Here is a 15,019-nt window from a genome sequence, read left to right on the forward strand (position 1 = left end):
GGTTTTCAGAAGAACGTGTGGACTGACCCTACGACGCGATAACGTGCATCTACCTCGGGAATCAGTGACCACTTGTCGAAAGTTGTGCACGGGTGCGAGATTCCGCAGCCCAGGAGATCACCGACACGCACGTCGAAATTTCCCGGCAGATCGACGTAAGCGTGCTGATCGTTGAGTGCAGAGATGGACAGTTCCCGAGCCGACTGATTGGAGCCGTCTCGGCGTCGCCACAGTACTGTGGGAAAGCCTGCGTCGGAACCCACGTCGCGACGACCGAAGCCGAGGATCGCCCGGCCCGGCTCGGGTAGGGAGAGCACAACGCCCCAGACCTCGGCAGCTGCCCGCAAAGTCCGCGGACCATCGGCCCATGGCGAGGTATCGGCGTAGAGGCCGTGATCGTGAGTGATGTAGCAACCACTGCGCAGTACGACGCGCACACCGTTACCTGTTGCCCAACGGCCGGCCAACTCGCGGACTACCAGATCGTGGAATGCGCTGCCGCCGAAGGTGACCAGGGGGAGCGGGGCTTGTGTCGAGTTGTTCTCGAACAGGTTCTCCGCCACGCAGATTTCTGTGAATACTCGCGCGGATCTGAGATACGAATCGACAGAGATTCGGCGGGCAGCCACTGACGCGCCCGGCATCATGCCCTCGAACCCCTCGACTCCGGTGAGGACGAGTGACTGGGTCTGTGACGCTGCGCGGGCGACGTCGAGTGCCTGGTCGAGTGTGCGTGCCCCGGCGCGACCGTTGTCGTAGCCGAGTTCGACGAGTACTCGGATTCTGCTGCTCGGTGAGACTTTCGCGATCAAGCTCTCCATGAGTTGGACGCTCTCGATCGAGTCGACCAGGGTAGCGACGAAGAACCCGGGATCTGTTTGCTGCACATCACAGATCCATCGAATGCCCGCCGGGTCGAGTACTTGGCTCGCGATGATGATGGTGTCGACGCCGAACTCGCGGAGAATGCGGGCCTGCGCGACCGTCGCCGCGGTCATTCCCCACGCTCCGGCGTCGAGTTGTCGATGAACCAATTCCGGACTCATCGTGGTCTTGGCATGAGGTGCCAGGTCGACATCGTGGTCGGCGCAGAACTTTGCCATGAGGTCGACATTGTGTGAGATCGCCTCCCGATCGAGTGTCATCACCGGGAGTGGGAGGTCGCCGTCGAGAGCGGAGATCCCCAACGCTTCGAGGTCGGAACTGCGCAGACCGTTGAGGTCGGTTCCGAAGGCTTTGTGCTGCCAGCCGATCGGTGGGTTCGTGTGGTCGGTCATGCCGTCGTTTGTGCCTTTGGCTGGTAGTGACGTATTCATGAGTGAAAGACTTTCTGTCAGTGCCTTTTCGGTCACGATCGGTGAATTGGTCGACCCGGCAGCGCATCCTCGACGAGGAGGCCTCCACGACCCCACGGGCGGCCATGAGCACTCGATCTCCCGGAGCGCAGGCGTGGACCGGTGGTAGAGCCGTACGCAGTGGGTGATGATCTCCTTCGGGAACCGGTATCTCTTGTACTTCAAATACCATCGCATCATCGCAGATGAGACATTTTCAACAACCTGACAGTGGCGTGTGAAGCCCTGCTGCCCTGAAAGTGGCTGAACCCCAAATAACTTGACAATGCCCTTCTGTGTCTTCCTCGGGGCGCGGTGCAACACGTAAATAACCTCTTCGAAACGGGCGAGGTAGAATGTGTGAAGCGCGTCATCGGAAGTACGAACCCGTATTTCGCGGCAATGCGTGATCTTCCGGGCAACGTGCAGGACGGACGATCTCAGATGCCAGATCGGGCGAGTCCAGCAAGGGTTCGATCCAGATGACGGGAAGCCGATGGAGGGCGTCGGGGCCGGTATCAATACGGATATATACCGTATTCTCACCGACTTGGTCAGTGTGCGCGATCGCAAACGCTCAACCCGCCTCGCTCGGTGTGCCTCACGGACCAGATGCCTCTGTGCCGGTACATCCATTTGCTCACGCTGTCAGACCACGCACGCGTAGTGATCTACGAAAAGCGAAGGAGTGGAGGCAGTTTCAACCGTCGATAACACCCTGCATGAAACCCGCAGCCTGCTGCTGGCGAGCAACTTTCCCTTCCAATCCGTAACCATTGGGGGTCGAGCGAATTCGGTATCATGCATCCGAATGGCTCGGAGCCGCTCGCTTCGGGGCTCCGATCCCAACGACGCGGACACCGTCTGGATGTTAGAACGCCAACTCGCGCTCATGTACCGCGCGCGCGCTTCGATGTACCCGCCACGCCAACGACGCACTCGACAACCTCTACGAAGAAGGTCCCGTGCCTATCGCGGGAAGTCTCCGAACGAACGAGTCACGGCTGCGAATTCCGGATCGCGCCGCCCAATGGATTACGAAAGTCGATGTTGTGCAATCGGACTGCTCAGTTTCTGAGCATGCCTTGTCGGCACGCGAAGATCAACCCGGGTGAGATTCACTATTGCGAAATGTTCTTCCCGTTCCAGTCGGTGAGTGTCCAACCTGTCTCGGGAGTGCCCGTGATGACGATGTACCCGGTGTTCGGGAGACGGTCGGTTGTCACCAACGTGAGATCGGGATTTCTTACGTTCATGAGAACCCAGGTCGGGATCGATGCGCCGTGGGAAAAGACGATCGGGTGGGTGTCGCCGCTGGCGTAGATTTTCTCAACAGCACTGTCGAAACGTTGGTCGAACTCGTTGCCGTCTATCCCTCCGGGTATCCGCGCGTCACGGTTTCCCTTCAACCAGTCAGAGGTGGCAGCGTAGGCGACTCTTCCTTCCTCTTCTGGCTTTCCGTCAAATTCGCCGGCTTCGATTTCTTGCAGACCTGGCAGCACCTCGACTGTCGCGTCCACCGCTTTCGCCATGGGGTCTGCAGTCTGCTGCGTTCGAATCATCGTAGAGGCGTAGACCCCGTCGTAGTCGAGCTTGCTGAAGGTGTCCGCCGCGACTTGAGCCTGGTTTCGGCCCTTTTCAGTGAGCTCTGGCCCCGGCACTGAGGTGTCGATGACTCCGGAAACATTGCCGGCGGACTCGGCGTGTCGCATGAAGGTAATTGCGATCGGCTCCCGCGCGTTGACGGCTTCGCTCGAACCCGTGCCGAATGAGCCTCCGGAGGCAAATAGCGCAACGGCAACTACCGCGTTGGTAAAACTCGGGGGGACGAGGGACACGAGAACCTTCTTTCGTGGGAAGCAAAAATTGCGCCAGATTACAATCATCTAACTAAGTTAACTGAATATACCTATAATCATCGGCTGGACACCTGAAATCCGAAAATGTCCTGGCTTTTGCGCAGACGACAGAAGGAACTAGCCTGTCGGCTCCTCCACGATGCCGTCGTCTCCACTGCCAGCTGGTAAGCGTGCGGATTGACGCAGAAGTCCAACACGAGTATCGATCGGGTTGGGCTACAGTCGAATCCGCCGTCGACAAACTCTCCGGTAGAACAGTGCAGACGCCGCTCAACTGGATCCGAAAAGCGCAATCCGACGCCTCGCGCGTCGGAGAGGTTGGGAGGCTAATCGAGAACATGCCCCTTCATACGCCAACCCAAGTTCTCCTGATCGGTCAGCGAAAAGGTCGTTCATATCGAGCGAACTTCGAGAAGAGGTACATCGCTAGGGGATTCCGCATTTGTGTGATGCGCGCTACATAGTGTACAAAGTGGTCTACGTTTATATTGAACTCTTTTGCTGCTGCCCGGCCCGCGGGCAGCACTTGTGGAGGGATTGCCAGAACAGATGACGACCTTCGCGAACTTGTCAGCGAGCTGCGGGATCAAACCTGAGATCAACATGGCCGGTACTGGCGCCGCAAGGCGTTATCGCTCAGCCGACGCCGCAGTCAACCGGACTGTCCACCTGTTCAGTATCATCGTGTACGAAACGCTCGGCGCAGAGCTAATCGGCTATGCGCGTGAGCATCTCGCCTATTTCGAGGCGCAACGCCGAGTTCGCGAGGCGAACCATGGTCATTCACGGATCATGACAGCCTCGTTGGGGGCAGTAGCCCTGCCTAAGCGATGCTCCCCGCGAGTTGCGAATTTGAGGCCGGTTAGTGCGCCGAGAGGAGGACCTCGTTGTAGCCACCGCGGCGCCACCGACCGGTTTGGAAGACCATCAACTGGGGTCTTCGCGCGGCTCGTGGAGCTGTTGAATGCTATTCCCGATCGACACTGAACTGCTCCAGAGCAGAGGCACGTTTATGCGTCAGTTGTTTCTTCGACAAACACAGGAGTAAAGGAATGAAATCTCGGCGATTAACGGTGGCTGTCGCGTCGGTTCTCATGACAGGAGTGGCCTTGGCGGGATGCTCGAGTTCCTCCGGGGTCCCCAATAATGCTGTGGGAGAACCTAAGAGCGGTGGCACCTTGTCCTGGGCCGTGACCGGTGAGACCGCATCTATGGACCCGGCCGTCTGCAGTACGGTTGCGCCCCCACGATGCTCGACGATCTTCGGGACCCTGCTGCGCTACGACAACGCGACCGCAGAATTCACTCCCTACCTGGCCGAGTCATTCGAGAGCGTGGACGGGCAGAAGTGGACCTTGAAGCTGCGCGAGGGAGTCACGTTCAGCGACGGAACCCCGTTCGATGCCGCCGCCGTGGTGTTCAACTGGGACCGGATCAAAAATCCGCAGACGCTTTCGCCCGCGATACGCGCCACGAACGGCATGACATGGCAGGTTGTCGATCCACTGACCGTCAATGTCATGTCAGAGTCGCCGAACTATCAGCTCCCGTGGCAGCTGGTCAAGGGTCTCGGTGCGATCGGCTCACCCACGGCGATCCAGGCTGCGGGTGCGGAAGTGGGGAACACGCCGGTCGGTGCCGGCCCATTCGTGCTCACGCGGTGGACGCGCGGTACCCAAATGGAACTAACCCGCAACCCCACCTACTTCGAACAGGGCTTGCCCTACCTCGACGGCTTGACCACAAAGGTAATCAACTCCGAGGACCAACGGTTGAACGCTCTACGTAGTGGCGAGGTCGAGGTCGCCACGTCCTCCTTCAAGAAAGACACCGAAACCGTCGCAGGCATAGGTGGCTACGACATCTACGACACCCCTCTGGTCGGCGGTACCGGATTGATGTTCAACTACACCGATCCGGCGATTCAGGACCAGGATCTTCGCCAAGCCATCCAGCACGCCATCGATGGGAGCCAGATCAACAACGCTGTGGCCCCCGGCGAGGCAGCGGCCGATACGTTCGTCAGGACCGATGACCACGCACTTGGCACCTTTCCGGCGCTGGATCTCTCCGAAGCGCAGCGTCTCTTCGACAAATATCTGAAGAAAACAGGCAAGACCGGTGAAACCATTTCCCTGCTGACCTACGCGGGTTTTCCAGTCATGGAACAGACTTCCCAACTGCTCCAGGCACAGCTGCAAGAGATCGACGGACTTACCGTACGGCTCGAACCTGTCGACAACACGACGATGCTCAAGCGAAAGAGGCAGCGCGAGTACCAGATTGTGGTCACCGCCAATCTGTCCGAGGACCTCGACTCACTGTATGACATGTTCCACAGCGACGGAGCGCTTAACGCCATGGGCTACTCGAATCCCAAGGTCGATGAAGCCCTCGACATCACGCGCGCATCCGCGAATCCTGACGAAGTCACCAGTGCCTACCAGGTCGTCAACGGCGAGATCTCGAAAGACGCCCCGTTCCGAATCTGGCAGAACATCTCAGGTTACCTCTACGCAGATGACAAGGTGGAGGGAATCGCCGCCACAGGAACTGCCGCAGGTGCCGCGTTCCAATGGGAGCGCGCCTGGTTCAACTGATCGGGGCTGCGAAGACAAAACTTCGGTAGCCGAGAAACTTGACTTGGGGCTAATATCGTTGTCCAACAGCAAATTCCTTTCTGACCAATGCGCTCGGTGGAGGAATCGCCAAGAAGATTGTCGATTGGTGCATGAGCAACATCGCGGAACTGCCAACGCCCGTTTCGCTCGACCTGGTCGACCTCACCCCCGCCGCGGTCGACGCGGTCCTGGGCAAGTATCAGGCGGGTTCGCTGACAATGACGGTCGCCCCTGGTGACGGGGGAATCGGCATCCGGATGGGTAGCGCAAAGGACCTCGGCGAGTACGAGGACATCGTCTGGCCGCCGGCGATCCCGATTGCCTTCGTCAACGACAACAACTTCGCCGCTCGTGCGGACACCACTCGGGCGTTGGGACGCTTTGTCACCGACGACACCGGACGCGCTGTGATGCTGGAATTCGGCGGGCGTACCGCTAAGCGAGTGGCTTAGACCGGTAGGGGACGACGCCGAGACCGAAGCGGGTAGCGTGGAGGATGCCGAGGGCAAATCGAATGTGTGCCGTCACGCCACGTCGTCCTCGGCATCCACATCGGCCGGAAGTTGAATGGTCGAGAATGGAGAACCGCCATGGCCTCGAACCCGACCGATGTGTCGAATTCTGTCGACGTTTCCCAGTCACCTGCCGCGCATCAGGCGCAAGGATCGGCAGATTCGACGCCGTCCTGTCCGGCTTGTGGGCACAGTCTGGAATCCCACGATCCCCTCGGAATTCGATTCTGCGGTGTGACCTCGGAGCGGAATCTTGACCGAAAATGCATCTGCCCGGATGAGCATGTGAGCATGCAGCACTACACGCGCTATTGAACACCACCCAGAATTAACGCACTGCATTGACAATTTAATGCAGTGCGTTATAGCGTCCTCGCATGGCATCAGTAGATCCCAAAAGTGCAATGGTCGATGTCGCCGAGCGGTTGCTCGGCACCCAGGGAGTCGACGCGCTCTCGATGCGAGATGTGGCAAACATTGCGGGCCAACGCAATACGTCTGCTGTGCAGTATCACTTCGGTGGACGCGATCAACTGCTCATTGAAGTGTTCCGTCGCCGAATGGTGGCAATCGCAGAGGATCGACGTGCCTTCTTGGCGACAATCGACGCAGCCGGCCGTGGCCGCGAATTGCGAGCACTCGTCGAGGTCTCGATCGTTCCTTTTGCATCCTCGGTGAGCAGATCCGTCGACGGCGCGAACTACGCCGAATTCATTGTCAGACTCCTTCCTACGGTGGACTATTTTGGTTCAGATCTTGATTCCCCCGGCAATGTGAACCGAGAAATCCATCAAAGGTTGGTGTCTTCATTGACACATCTGACGGAGAATCAGGCTGCTGAGCGAGTCGAGATGATGTTCACTATGGCGTTCTCGGCGATCGCACTACACCTGAAACGTGGTGCGCTCGGAATTGGCTCTGCTTCAGCAACTTTCGACGACTATGTCGAACATGTCCTGGTGGTGGCTGTTGCTGCGTTGTCCGCTGGGCAATCAGTGTGACTGTTGACAAACAGAAATGAGCAAAGATGGACGTTTCCTCTCGTTCCGAAGCCGATAATGCTGCGTTGGATGCAGCCTGGGCAAAAATGTGTGACGACCTGCGGTCCGCAGGCACTCTTGTGGCACGTGACCCGGTGGCAGTCGATCCCACGATGCGCTCGGCGGGATACCGATACTTGCTGAATCTTCTCAATGCGGGGCTGGAGCAGATGGTGTTCAGTGCCGACCCGCAGTACCCGGAAGTCGGCCACCTCCAAGATAATACGAAGCGTTATGCGACTGAGTCTCCGGACTGCTTGTTCGGTCACGCAACTCTCGATGCGGTCGGTACATATCGACTGACAGGTACCGGCGGGTGCGCGCGATATCTTGGGCTGACGTTGTACGACTCCGTCAATCTGTACGAGAACCTGGACCGCGCTGCGCTCGAGCGCAGAGATTTTGCGGCAGCGTTCAAGGCCGCAACGGCCGGCACCCTTGGCGCGATGTCGAATCCCGGCGGAATCACCTTGGATGCAAACGGCGACTTCGAGGTGATCATCAGTGCTGAGCGCCATGACGGGAACTGGCTGCCGATGGACGCCGCTGCGACGAAGCTGATGATCCGTCAGTACTTCTACGACTGGGAAAATGAAGAGCCGTATCACATTTCGCTCGAGCGGCTGGACTTCTCAGGAACCGGGCCGGTGCCGGACCCCGTGGTGATCGCCAGTCAGGTGACGAGAGTCGGTGAGTTCGTCGACGGATTCTCGGACTACTGGGCAGCAATGTATGCGGCCCGCGCCGGTGAGCGCAACGTACTGCGAACACAGCCACCCGTCAGTGAGACCTACGCTTCCGATACCGGGTACATCGCCTACGGCGGAGGAAGTTTCGAGATCGGCGACGACGAAGCCGTCATCATCGAGGTGACACCACCGGACTGCCATTTCTGGAATATCCATCTCGGCGACTACTGGGGCCAGTCGCTGGACTACACGTTCCGCCAGACGTCGCTCAACGGACACCAAGCAGTGCTCGACGGTGGGGTCTTTCGGGCTGTTCTTGCACATCGTGATCCGGGAGTGGCCAATTGGCTCGACACGGCCGGAAACCGCTTCACTCGTTGCGTGTACCGATGGTGGCTCGCCGGCAGTGACGATCTGCCGACGCCCACCGTGCGAGTCGTGAAGTTTGCTGACCTGGCCGAGGAACTACCCGGGGTCGAACGGATTTCGGCGGACGAAAGAAAGTCGATGCTCGATCGTCGCCGTCGTGCGGTACTGGCTCGCTATCAGCGATAGAGCCGACTATTCTGCGCGGGAGAACACCGCTACCAGGAAGCCGGAATCGTCGGTGAACGGTCGTAGGTCCCACGTGGAGAGCAGCAGATCAACCGTAAGCCCGCTGGCTGACGCGTCGGCCAGGAAGTCCGAGAATTCGTAGTCGCGGCCGGCGCCGAAACCGACGACCACGCGTCCGGTCGGGGAGATATGACGGGCGAACCCGGCCAGCACGGTCCGTCGGGTCGACGGCGCGAGGAAGGTCACCACATTGCCGGCGCACACGATGACGTCGAAATCGGCCGCAACTCCACGACTGGGCAGATCCAACTCCGCAAGATCGCCGACGAGCCACGTGGGTCCGGGGTAGTCCGCTTCCGCTGCGGCGATCAGTACCGGATCAACATCGACGCCGACAACCTCGTGGCCGGCTTTCTGCAGGTGACCTCCCAGGCGTCCCGGCCCACAGCCTGCGTCGAGAACCCGGCCGCCGCGGCTGAGCATTGCGTCGATCAGCCGAGCCTCACCGACAATGTCATTGCCTTCCGCTGCCATGGTCCGGAAGCGTTCGATGTACCGCGTGGAATGTGATGGGTCGGCAGTGGTGATTTCTTCCCACTGGCTGGGTGTGCGCTGGCTGGGGGCCGGTTCAGTCATCTTGTGATGGTACCGAGCCTCATTTTCTCCTGACTGAGGATGCCAACCGTCAGGAGGAGCAGCGCGAGGATGTACGACGCCATGATCCAGATGTCGGTGGGTTCGGGCTGCCACTTGTCTGCTTGGCCCAACAGAATAATGGCGTCCGAGAAGAGAAAGAGTGCTCCGCCCAATCCTGCAGTCTTGTTGTAAGCCAATGAGGTTGCCGCGGTGCAGACCAGGATTGCGGCGTAGATCGGGACGGGAATCTGGAGTTCGCCGAGGCCGGACCAGGTGTAACCAACAAGGGCGACGGCGGCGGCGGTGTAGGCGAGGAGAACCCACGGGTTTTTACGGATACCTTGCAGTGCTCCGCGCGAGATGAAGAAACGGATGAAGCAGATGTGGCCGATCGCGAAGGCCGCCATTCCGACGATGAAGGTGCCGTCCCAGAGAAGGAACAGATCGCCGAAGGCGCACGCGATAAGCGCGGCGGCGATAATTTTCGGTCCGTGATCCACCAGAACCCAGGCGGCAAGGAGCGGAGCAAGCATCACTTTTGTGATGCCATCCCACGGCGTCACGTCCGCGCCGTTGAGGATCAGGTGCGCGACGGCAACAATCGCGAAGGCAACAAACCACGGACTCCGCACGATGAGCTTTTCCACTGTCATCGATCCACCGTATCGGGACTTAACGGATGAACTCCGCTGCTCGCTCGGCAAGATCGAGTGCCGGTTGCGGCAGCACTCCGAGGATCAGTGTCACGCCGGCGCCGAGGCCGATGACACTGCTGGTGAGCGCACTCGGAACAACGACGCTCGGGGCGTCGTCAACAGGATCGGTGAAGAACATCAACACGATGACTCGCACGTAGAAGTACGCCGCAATCGCGCTGCACAGGACACCGACAATCACGAGTGGGGCCGCGCCGCCCTCCGCGGCGGCTTGGAACACCGCGAACTTGCCGATGAATCCACTGGTCAAGGGAATTCCGGCAAAAGCGAGGAGGAACAGTGCAAACACGACTCCGATCAACGGTGAGCGTCTACCCAATCCGGCCCAGCGATTCAGTGTGGCAACTTCGCCGTCAGAGTCACGCACCAGAGTGACAACCGCAAAAGCGCCGAGCGTGCTGAATCCGTACGCGAGTAGGTAGAACATCGTCGAAGACAGACCCGCATCCGAATCGGCGACCACCCCGGTCAGGATGAATCCGGTGTGTGCGATGGCCGAGTACGCCAGCATTCGCTTCATATCGGTCTGCGTGAGAGCGACAACGGAACCGACAACCATCGTGGCGATCGCAACGCCCCACATCAGTGGACGCCAATTCACGTACTCGTTGGGCAGCGCCACGTAGAACACTCGCAGGATGGCTCCGAAGCCGGCGATCTTGGTGGCAGTAGCCATGAAACTGGTGATCGGGGTCGGTGCACCCTGATACACGTCGGGAATCCACGAATGGAAGGGCACTGCGCCGACTTTGAACAACAGACCTACTGCAAGCAGGGCGGTGCCGAGCCACAGGAAGGAATCGTTCTCCGTTCCGATTCGTGCCGCATCGGCGATACCGGAGAGCGTGACCGTGCCGGCATAGCCGTAGAGCAGGGCAATGCCGAACACGAAGAACGCCGACGAGAATGCCCCGAGCAGAAAGTATTTCATCGCCGCTTCCTGCGACAGGAGACGGCGTCGTCGCGCCAATCCGCACAGCAAGTACAGCGGAAGTGAGAACACTTCGAGCGCAACAAACATCGTGAGGAGATCGTTGGATGCGGGGAAGAGGAGCATTCCGCCCACCGCAAAGAGCGTCAGTGGGAACACTTCTGTTTGTGCAACACCGGCTTTGGTTGCTTCTTGTTCGGCAACGCTGCCGGGAACGCTCGACGCTTGAGGCGTGAAACTCCCCAGCGCGTCCTCGTGATTCTCGGCAGGCACCGTATCGCCTGATCCGCGCTCGGCGATCAGCAACACGGCCGGAATCGCAACCAGCAGAATGGTGCCTTGCAAGAACAGGGTGGGACCGTCGACGGCAACGGATCCCGCCATTGCCAGTGATCGAGTGCCCGCGAGTGCGACGACAGCCACAAATGCCGCAGCCAATCCGCCGATACCGAGGACCAACTGGACGGGGTAGCGCACGGAGCGAGGTGCAAACGCTTCGACCAGCACTCCCACCACCGCGACACCGAATACGATCAGCATCGGTGACAGCAGGCTGTATTCGACACTCGTGGAATGGGATGCAGGCTCCGCGAGAAGGGCCAATCCGTCGAAGGAACTCATTTGTGGGCACCTTCCTCGGTACTGGCATCGGCATCGGCATCGGCGATCACGGGTGTGGGCACCTCATCGACGACGGTGTGGCTGACCGCAGGGGTAATGATGTCGAGAGCCGGTTTGGGGTAGATGCCCAGGAAGAGCAGGAGCGCGATCAACGGCGCCACCACAACAAGTTCGCGGCGAACCAAATCGCGGATTTTGTCGGAGCCTTCTTTCTCGGGACCACCCATGATCCGCTGGTAGAGCCACAGGATGTAGATCGCAGACAGGACCAGCGCACTGGTCGCGATGATGGCAGCGACGTGATAGCGCGTGTATGTGCCGATCAGGACCAGGAATTCGCTGATGAACGGCGCCAGGCCGGGAAGCGAGAGAGTGGCAAGTCCGGCAACGAGGAAGGTGCCGGCAAGAACCGGTGCAACTTTCTGCACACCGCCATACGCCGCGATGGCGCGTGTACCACGCTGCGAGACAAGGAAACCCGCGATCAGGAACAGTGCCGCCGTCGAGATTCCGTGGTTGACCATGTACAGAGCGGAACCGGCCTGGCTCTGACTGGTCATCGCAAAGATCCCCAGAATGATGAACCCGAAGTGCGAAATCGACGTGTACGCGATCAGGCGCATGATGTCGGTCTGCCCGATCGCGAGAATCGCGCCGTAGACGATGCCGATCACTGCGAGCGTAATGATCCATGGCGCAAACGTCGCGGACGACTCCGGAAACAGTTGCAGACAGTAGCGAATCATCGCGAAGGTACCCACCTTGTCGACGACGGCCATCATCAGAACAGCTGTCGACGGCGTGGATTCCACCGCCGAATCCGGCAGCCAACTGTGCAGCGGCCAGAGTGGGGCCTTGACCGCAAACGCAAACATGAAGCCGAGGAACAGTGCGTTGAGTACACCTGGCCCGACACCCAGATCGCCGTTCGCAGCTGCTGCGGCGATGGCTTGGAAGTCGAAAGTTCCTGAGGTGAATGGGCTCTCCGCGCGGGCGGTCACCACGTAGAGGCCAACGACTGCCGCGAGCATGACCAACCCGCCGAGCAGGTTGTACAACAGGAATTTGACCGCGGCGCGTGACCGGTTGGCACCACCGAAACCACCGATCAGGAAGTACATCGGTATCAGCATTGCCTCGAAGAAAATGTAGAAGAGCAGAACGTCGAGCGCGCTGAACGACAGCAGCACCATCGATTCGACTACGAGGATCAAGGCGAAGTACGTGTGCGGCAAGCGTCGTGGCGGTTCGTCCGGGGTCTCCGCCGGCACCGCGGGGACGTCGTTCCATCCGGCAACCAAGAGTAGCGGCACCAGTACTGCCGTCAGTAGAACGAGAACAAGCGCGATGCCGTCCAGTCCCAGGCTGTAACTGGTCCCGAATGCGGGTATCCAACTGTGCCTTTCGACGAATTGGAACTGCTGTCCGCCGCGGTCGAACGTGATGGCGAGGGCCACACCGATCGCGAGGACACCCAACGACACCGCAAGAGCAACGGATTTGGCGACATGAGACATCCGGGCCGGAAGTGCGACCACCACGGCGGCGCCAACCAGGGGGAGTAGCCACAGGAATGTCAGAGCGGGGAAGCCGGCGTTTGTCACAGATTCGTTCACCACAGTGTCACCGCCATCATCGTCGCGACCACCAGCGCTGCACCCACGAACATCACCAAGGCGTAGGAACGGACGAAGCCTGTCTGCAGCTTGCGGACCAGGCCGGAAAGTCCGCTGACCGCCCCGGCAAAGCCGTCGACCGCACCGTCGATGCCTTTGGTGTCGACCACCTCCAACGTCTGGGTGAGCTGTTGGCCGGGCTTCATGAACACCGCTTCGTTGAATGCGTCGCCGTACAGATCACGACGGGCGGCGACGGTCAGCGCGGACACGGCAGTCGGCGCCTCTACCGGGATTTCCCGAGCTGCGTACTCGCGGTAGGCAACTCCGACGCCGAGTGCGACCACAACCAGGGCCATCAGGGTGATGGTCCACGCGGGTATCGGCGGCTCCACGTGATGGGCGCCGACAACGGGTTCGAGCCAGTTCTGCAAGCTGGACCCGATGGTCAGCAGCATGCCGGCGCCGACGGATCCCACCGCGAGCACAATCATCGGAGACGTCATCACGGAAGGGGATTCGTGTGGATTCTGGTTGTCCCATCGAGGTTTCCCGAAGAAGGTCATGAGCATCACGCGGGTCATGTAGAACGCGGTGAGTGCGGCACCCAGCAACGTGACCAGGCCGAGGACTATGCCCTTGACCCCGCCGTCGCCGATGGCAACTTCGATGATCTTGTCCTTGGAGAAGAAGCCCGCAAACGGCGGAACACCGATGATGGCAAGGTATCCGAGCCCGAACGTGACAAACGTCAACGGCATGAAGGCTCGCAGTCCGCCGTAGCGTCGCATGTCGGTTTCGTCGTTCATCGCGTGCATCACCGAACCGGCGCCGAGGAAGAGACCGGCTTTGAAGAATCCGTGGGTGATGAGATGCAGGATCGCGAACGCGTATCCGGCGGGCCCCAAACCGGCTGCGAGCACCATGTACCCGATCTGGCTCATGGTCGACGCGGCGAGAGCCTTCTTGATGTCGTCCTTCGCGCAGCCGATGATCGCGCCGAACAGGAGCGTGACCGCTCCGACGATCACCACCACTGTTTGGGCGTCGGGTGCCAGGTCGAAGATCGGGTTGGAACGCACGATGAGGTAGACACCCGCAGTGACCATGGTTGCCGCATGGATCAGCGCCGACACCGGGGTTGGGCCTTCCATCGCGTCGCCCAGCCAGGACTGCAACGGCACCTGCGCGGACTTCGCGCACGCCGCGAGCAACAACATGAGACCGATGGCCGTCAGAACCCCTTCACTTGCGCCCGAGGCGTTGCCGAAAACTGTGGTGAACGACAGCGATCCGAAAGTGTTGAACATCACCATCATTGCGATCATCAGGCCGATGTCGCCGACTCGGTTGACCACAAATGCCTTTTTTGCCGCGGTCGCTGCCGTCGGCTTGTGCTGCCAGAACCCGATGAGCAGGTACGACGCCAATCCGACGCCTTCCCAGCCGACGTACAGGCCGAGGAAGTTGTCGGCGAGGACCAGAAGCAGCATCGCCGCCAGGAACAGATTGAGGTAGGCAAAGAACTTGCGGCGCTCGGGGTCGTGGTCCATGTATCCGACCGAGTAGATGTGGATCAGCGAGCCGACACCGGTGATGAGGAGAACAAAGCACATGGAGAGTTGGTCGAGTTCGAGGCCGAACTGGACCTGCAGACTGTCAACGGGCACCCAGCTGAACAGGTGCTCGTTGATGCTCCGATCGGCGGTGTCGCGGCCGAGCATGCTGACGAAGAACGCCACTCCCACGGCAAACGACGCCAACGCCATGACGCACGCGAACAGATGCCCCCAGGTGTTGGTGCGACGACCGGCAAGGAGTAGGACGGCAGCGCCGCACAGCGGCAGGGCAGGCAGTAACCAGATGGCGGACGTGATTCCTCCTGACAT

General features: G+C 60.0%; 12 protein-coding genes. 5 read left to right on the forward strand and 7 right to left on the reverse strand.

The window, feature by feature from the left end:
- Positions 1-5: 5 nt before the first annotated feature.
- Positions 6-1,277 (reverse strand): alanine racemase, encoded by a 1,272-nt coding sequence (locus tag RG2_RS11155; protein WP_230590174.1) that lies wholly within the window; start codon positions 1,275-1,277, stop codon positions 6-8.
- 1,178 nt (positions 1,278-2,455) lie between these two features.
- Entirely contained in the window at positions 2,456-3,220 is a 765-nt protein-coding gene (locus RG2_RS11160; protein WP_080711752.1) for a histidine phosphatase family protein, read from the reverse strand.
- Positions 3,221-4,245: 1,025 nt separating this feature from the next.
- Here RG2_RS11160 and RG2_RS11165 point away from each other — a divergent pair.
- The 5 genes from RG2_RS11165 (at position 4,246) to RG2_RS11185 (ending at position 8,610) form a co-directional block, all read left to right on the forward strand.
- Positions 4,246-5,793, forward strand: a complete 1,548-nt coding sequence (locus RG2_RS11165; protein WP_072782489.1) for an ABC transporter substrate-binding protein — start codon at positions 4,246-4,248, stop codon at positions 5,791-5,793.
- A gap of 131 nt (positions 5,794-5,924) precedes the next feature.
- Positions 5,925-6,266 (forward strand): hypothetical protein, encoded by a 342-nt coding sequence (locus tag RG2_RS11170; protein WP_033234869.1) that lies wholly within the window; start codon positions 5,925-5,927, stop codon positions 6,264-6,266.
- 138 nt (positions 6,267-6,404) lie between these two features.
- Positions 6,405-6,641 (forward strand): RGCVC family protein, encoded by a 237-nt coding sequence (locus tag RG2_RS32065; protein ID WP_072782492.1) that lies wholly within the window; start codon positions 6,405-6,407, stop codon positions 6,639-6,641.
- A gap of 62 nt (positions 6,642-6,703) precedes the next feature.
- Complete coding sequence (locus tag RG2_RS11180) at positions 6,704-7,327, forward strand: TetR/AcrR family transcriptional regulator (RefSeq protein WP_033234868.1); 624 nt, start codon at positions 6,704-6,706, stop codon at positions 7,325-7,327.
- Between the two features lie 26 nt (positions 7,328-7,353).
- Positions 7,354-8,610 carry a DUF1214 domain-containing protein gene (locus RG2_RS11185; RefSeq protein WP_080711751.1) on the forward strand — a complete coding sequence of 419 codons (1,257 nt, stop codon included), beginning with the start codon at positions 7,354-7,356 and terminating at the stop codon, positions 8,608-8,610.
- Positions 8,611-8,616: 6 nt separating this feature from the next.
- Here the strand turns inward: RG2_RS11185 and RG2_RS11190 are convergent, their stop codons facing one another.
- Genes RG2_RS11190 through nuoL form a run of 5 tightly spaced genes read right to left on the reverse strand, consistent with a single transcriptional unit; the run spans position 8,617 to position 15,019 of the window.
- Complete coding sequence (locus tag RG2_RS11190) at positions 8,617-9,246, reverse strand: class I SAM-dependent methyltransferase (protein ID WP_033234867.1); 630 nt, start codon at positions 9,244-9,246, stop codon at positions 8,617-8,619.
- Positions 9,243-9,899 carry a lysoplasmalogenase gene (locus tag RG2_RS11195; RefSeq protein WP_033234866.1) on the reverse strand — a complete coding sequence of 219 codons (657 nt, stop codon included), beginning with the start codon at positions 9,897-9,899 and terminating at the stop codon, positions 9,243-9,245. The genes RG2_RS11190 and RG2_RS11195 overlap by 4 nt, the downstream gene beginning before the upstream one ends.
- Positions 9,900-9,918: 19 nt before the next feature.
- Positions 9,919-11,514, reverse strand: coding sequence for an NADH-quinone oxidoreductase subunit NuoN (nuoN, locus tag RG2_RS11200; protein WP_033234865.1), 1,596 nt, complete (start codon positions 11,512-11,514; stop codon positions 9,919-9,921).
- Positions 11,511-13,133 (reverse strand): NADH-quinone oxidoreductase subunit M, encoded by a 1,623-nt coding sequence (locus RG2_RS11205; protein ID WP_230590173.1) that lies wholly within the window; start codon positions 13,131-13,133, stop codon positions 11,511-11,513. Before RG2_RS11205 ends, nuoN begins: the two co-directional genes overlap by 4 nt.
- A complete protein-coding gene (gene nuoL / locus RG2_RS11210; RefSeq protein ID WP_033234864.1) occupies positions 13,127-15,019 on the reverse strand; it encodes an NADH-quinone oxidoreductase subunit L in 1,893 nt (630 codons plus the stop codon). Before nuoL ends, RG2_RS11205 begins: the two co-directional genes overlap by 7 nt.

The sequence above is a fragment of the Rhodococcus globerulus NBRC 14531 genome (genome assembly GCF_001894805.1).
Lineage (GTDB): Bacteria > Actinomycetota > Actinomycetes > Mycobacteriales > Mycobacteriaceae > Rhodococcus_F > Rhodococcus_F globerula.

What these genes read in the sequence shown, in the direction of transcription:
- RG2_RS32065 (WP_072782492.1), top strand. Translation starts at nt 6,405, where the DNA reads ATGGCCTCGAACCCGACCGATGTGTCGAATTCTGTCGACGTTTCCCAG.
- nuoL (WP_033234864.1), bottom strand. Translation starts at nt 15,019, where the DNA reads ATGTCAGGAGGAATCACGTCCGCCATCTGGTTACTGCCTGCCCTGCCG.
- RG2_RS11165 (WP_072782489.1), top strand. Translation starts at nt 4,246, where the DNA reads ATGAAATCTCGGCGATTAACGGTGGCTGTCGCGTCGGTTCTCATGACA.
- nuoN (WP_033234865.1), bottom strand. Translation starts at nt 11,514, where the DNA reads ATGAGTTCCTTCGACGGATTGGCCCTTCTCGCGGAGCCTGCATCCCAT.
- RG2_RS11155 (WP_230590174.1), bottom strand. Translation starts at nt 1,277, where the DNA reads ATGACCGACCACACGAACCCACCGATCGGCTGGCAGCACAAAGCCTTC.
- RG2_RS11160 (WP_080711752.1), bottom strand. Translation starts at nt 3,220, where the DNA reads ATGATTGTAATCTGGCGCAATTTTTGCTTCCCACGAAAGAAGGTTCTC.
- RG2_RS11195 (WP_033234866.1), bottom strand. Translation starts at nt 9,899, where the DNA reads ATGACAGTGGAAAAGCTCATCGTGCGGAGTCCGTGGTTTGTTGCCTTC.
- RG2_RS11185 (WP_080711751.1), top strand. Translation starts at nt 7,354, where the DNA reads ATGGACGTTTCCTCTCGTTCCGAAGCCGATAATGCTGCGTTGGATGCA.
- RG2_RS11180 (WP_033234868.1), top strand. Translation starts at nt 6,704, where the DNA reads ATGGCATCAGTAGATCCCAAAAGTGCAATGGTCGATGTCGCCGAGCGG.
- RG2_RS11170 (WP_033234869.1), top strand. Translation starts at nt 5,925, where the DNA reads ATGAGCAACATCGCGGAACTGCCAACGCCCGTTTCGCTCGACCTGGTC.
- RG2_RS11190 (WP_033234867.1), bottom strand. Translation starts at nt 9,246, where the DNA reads ATGACTGAACCGGCCCCCAGCCAGCGCACACCCAGCCAGTGGGAAGAA.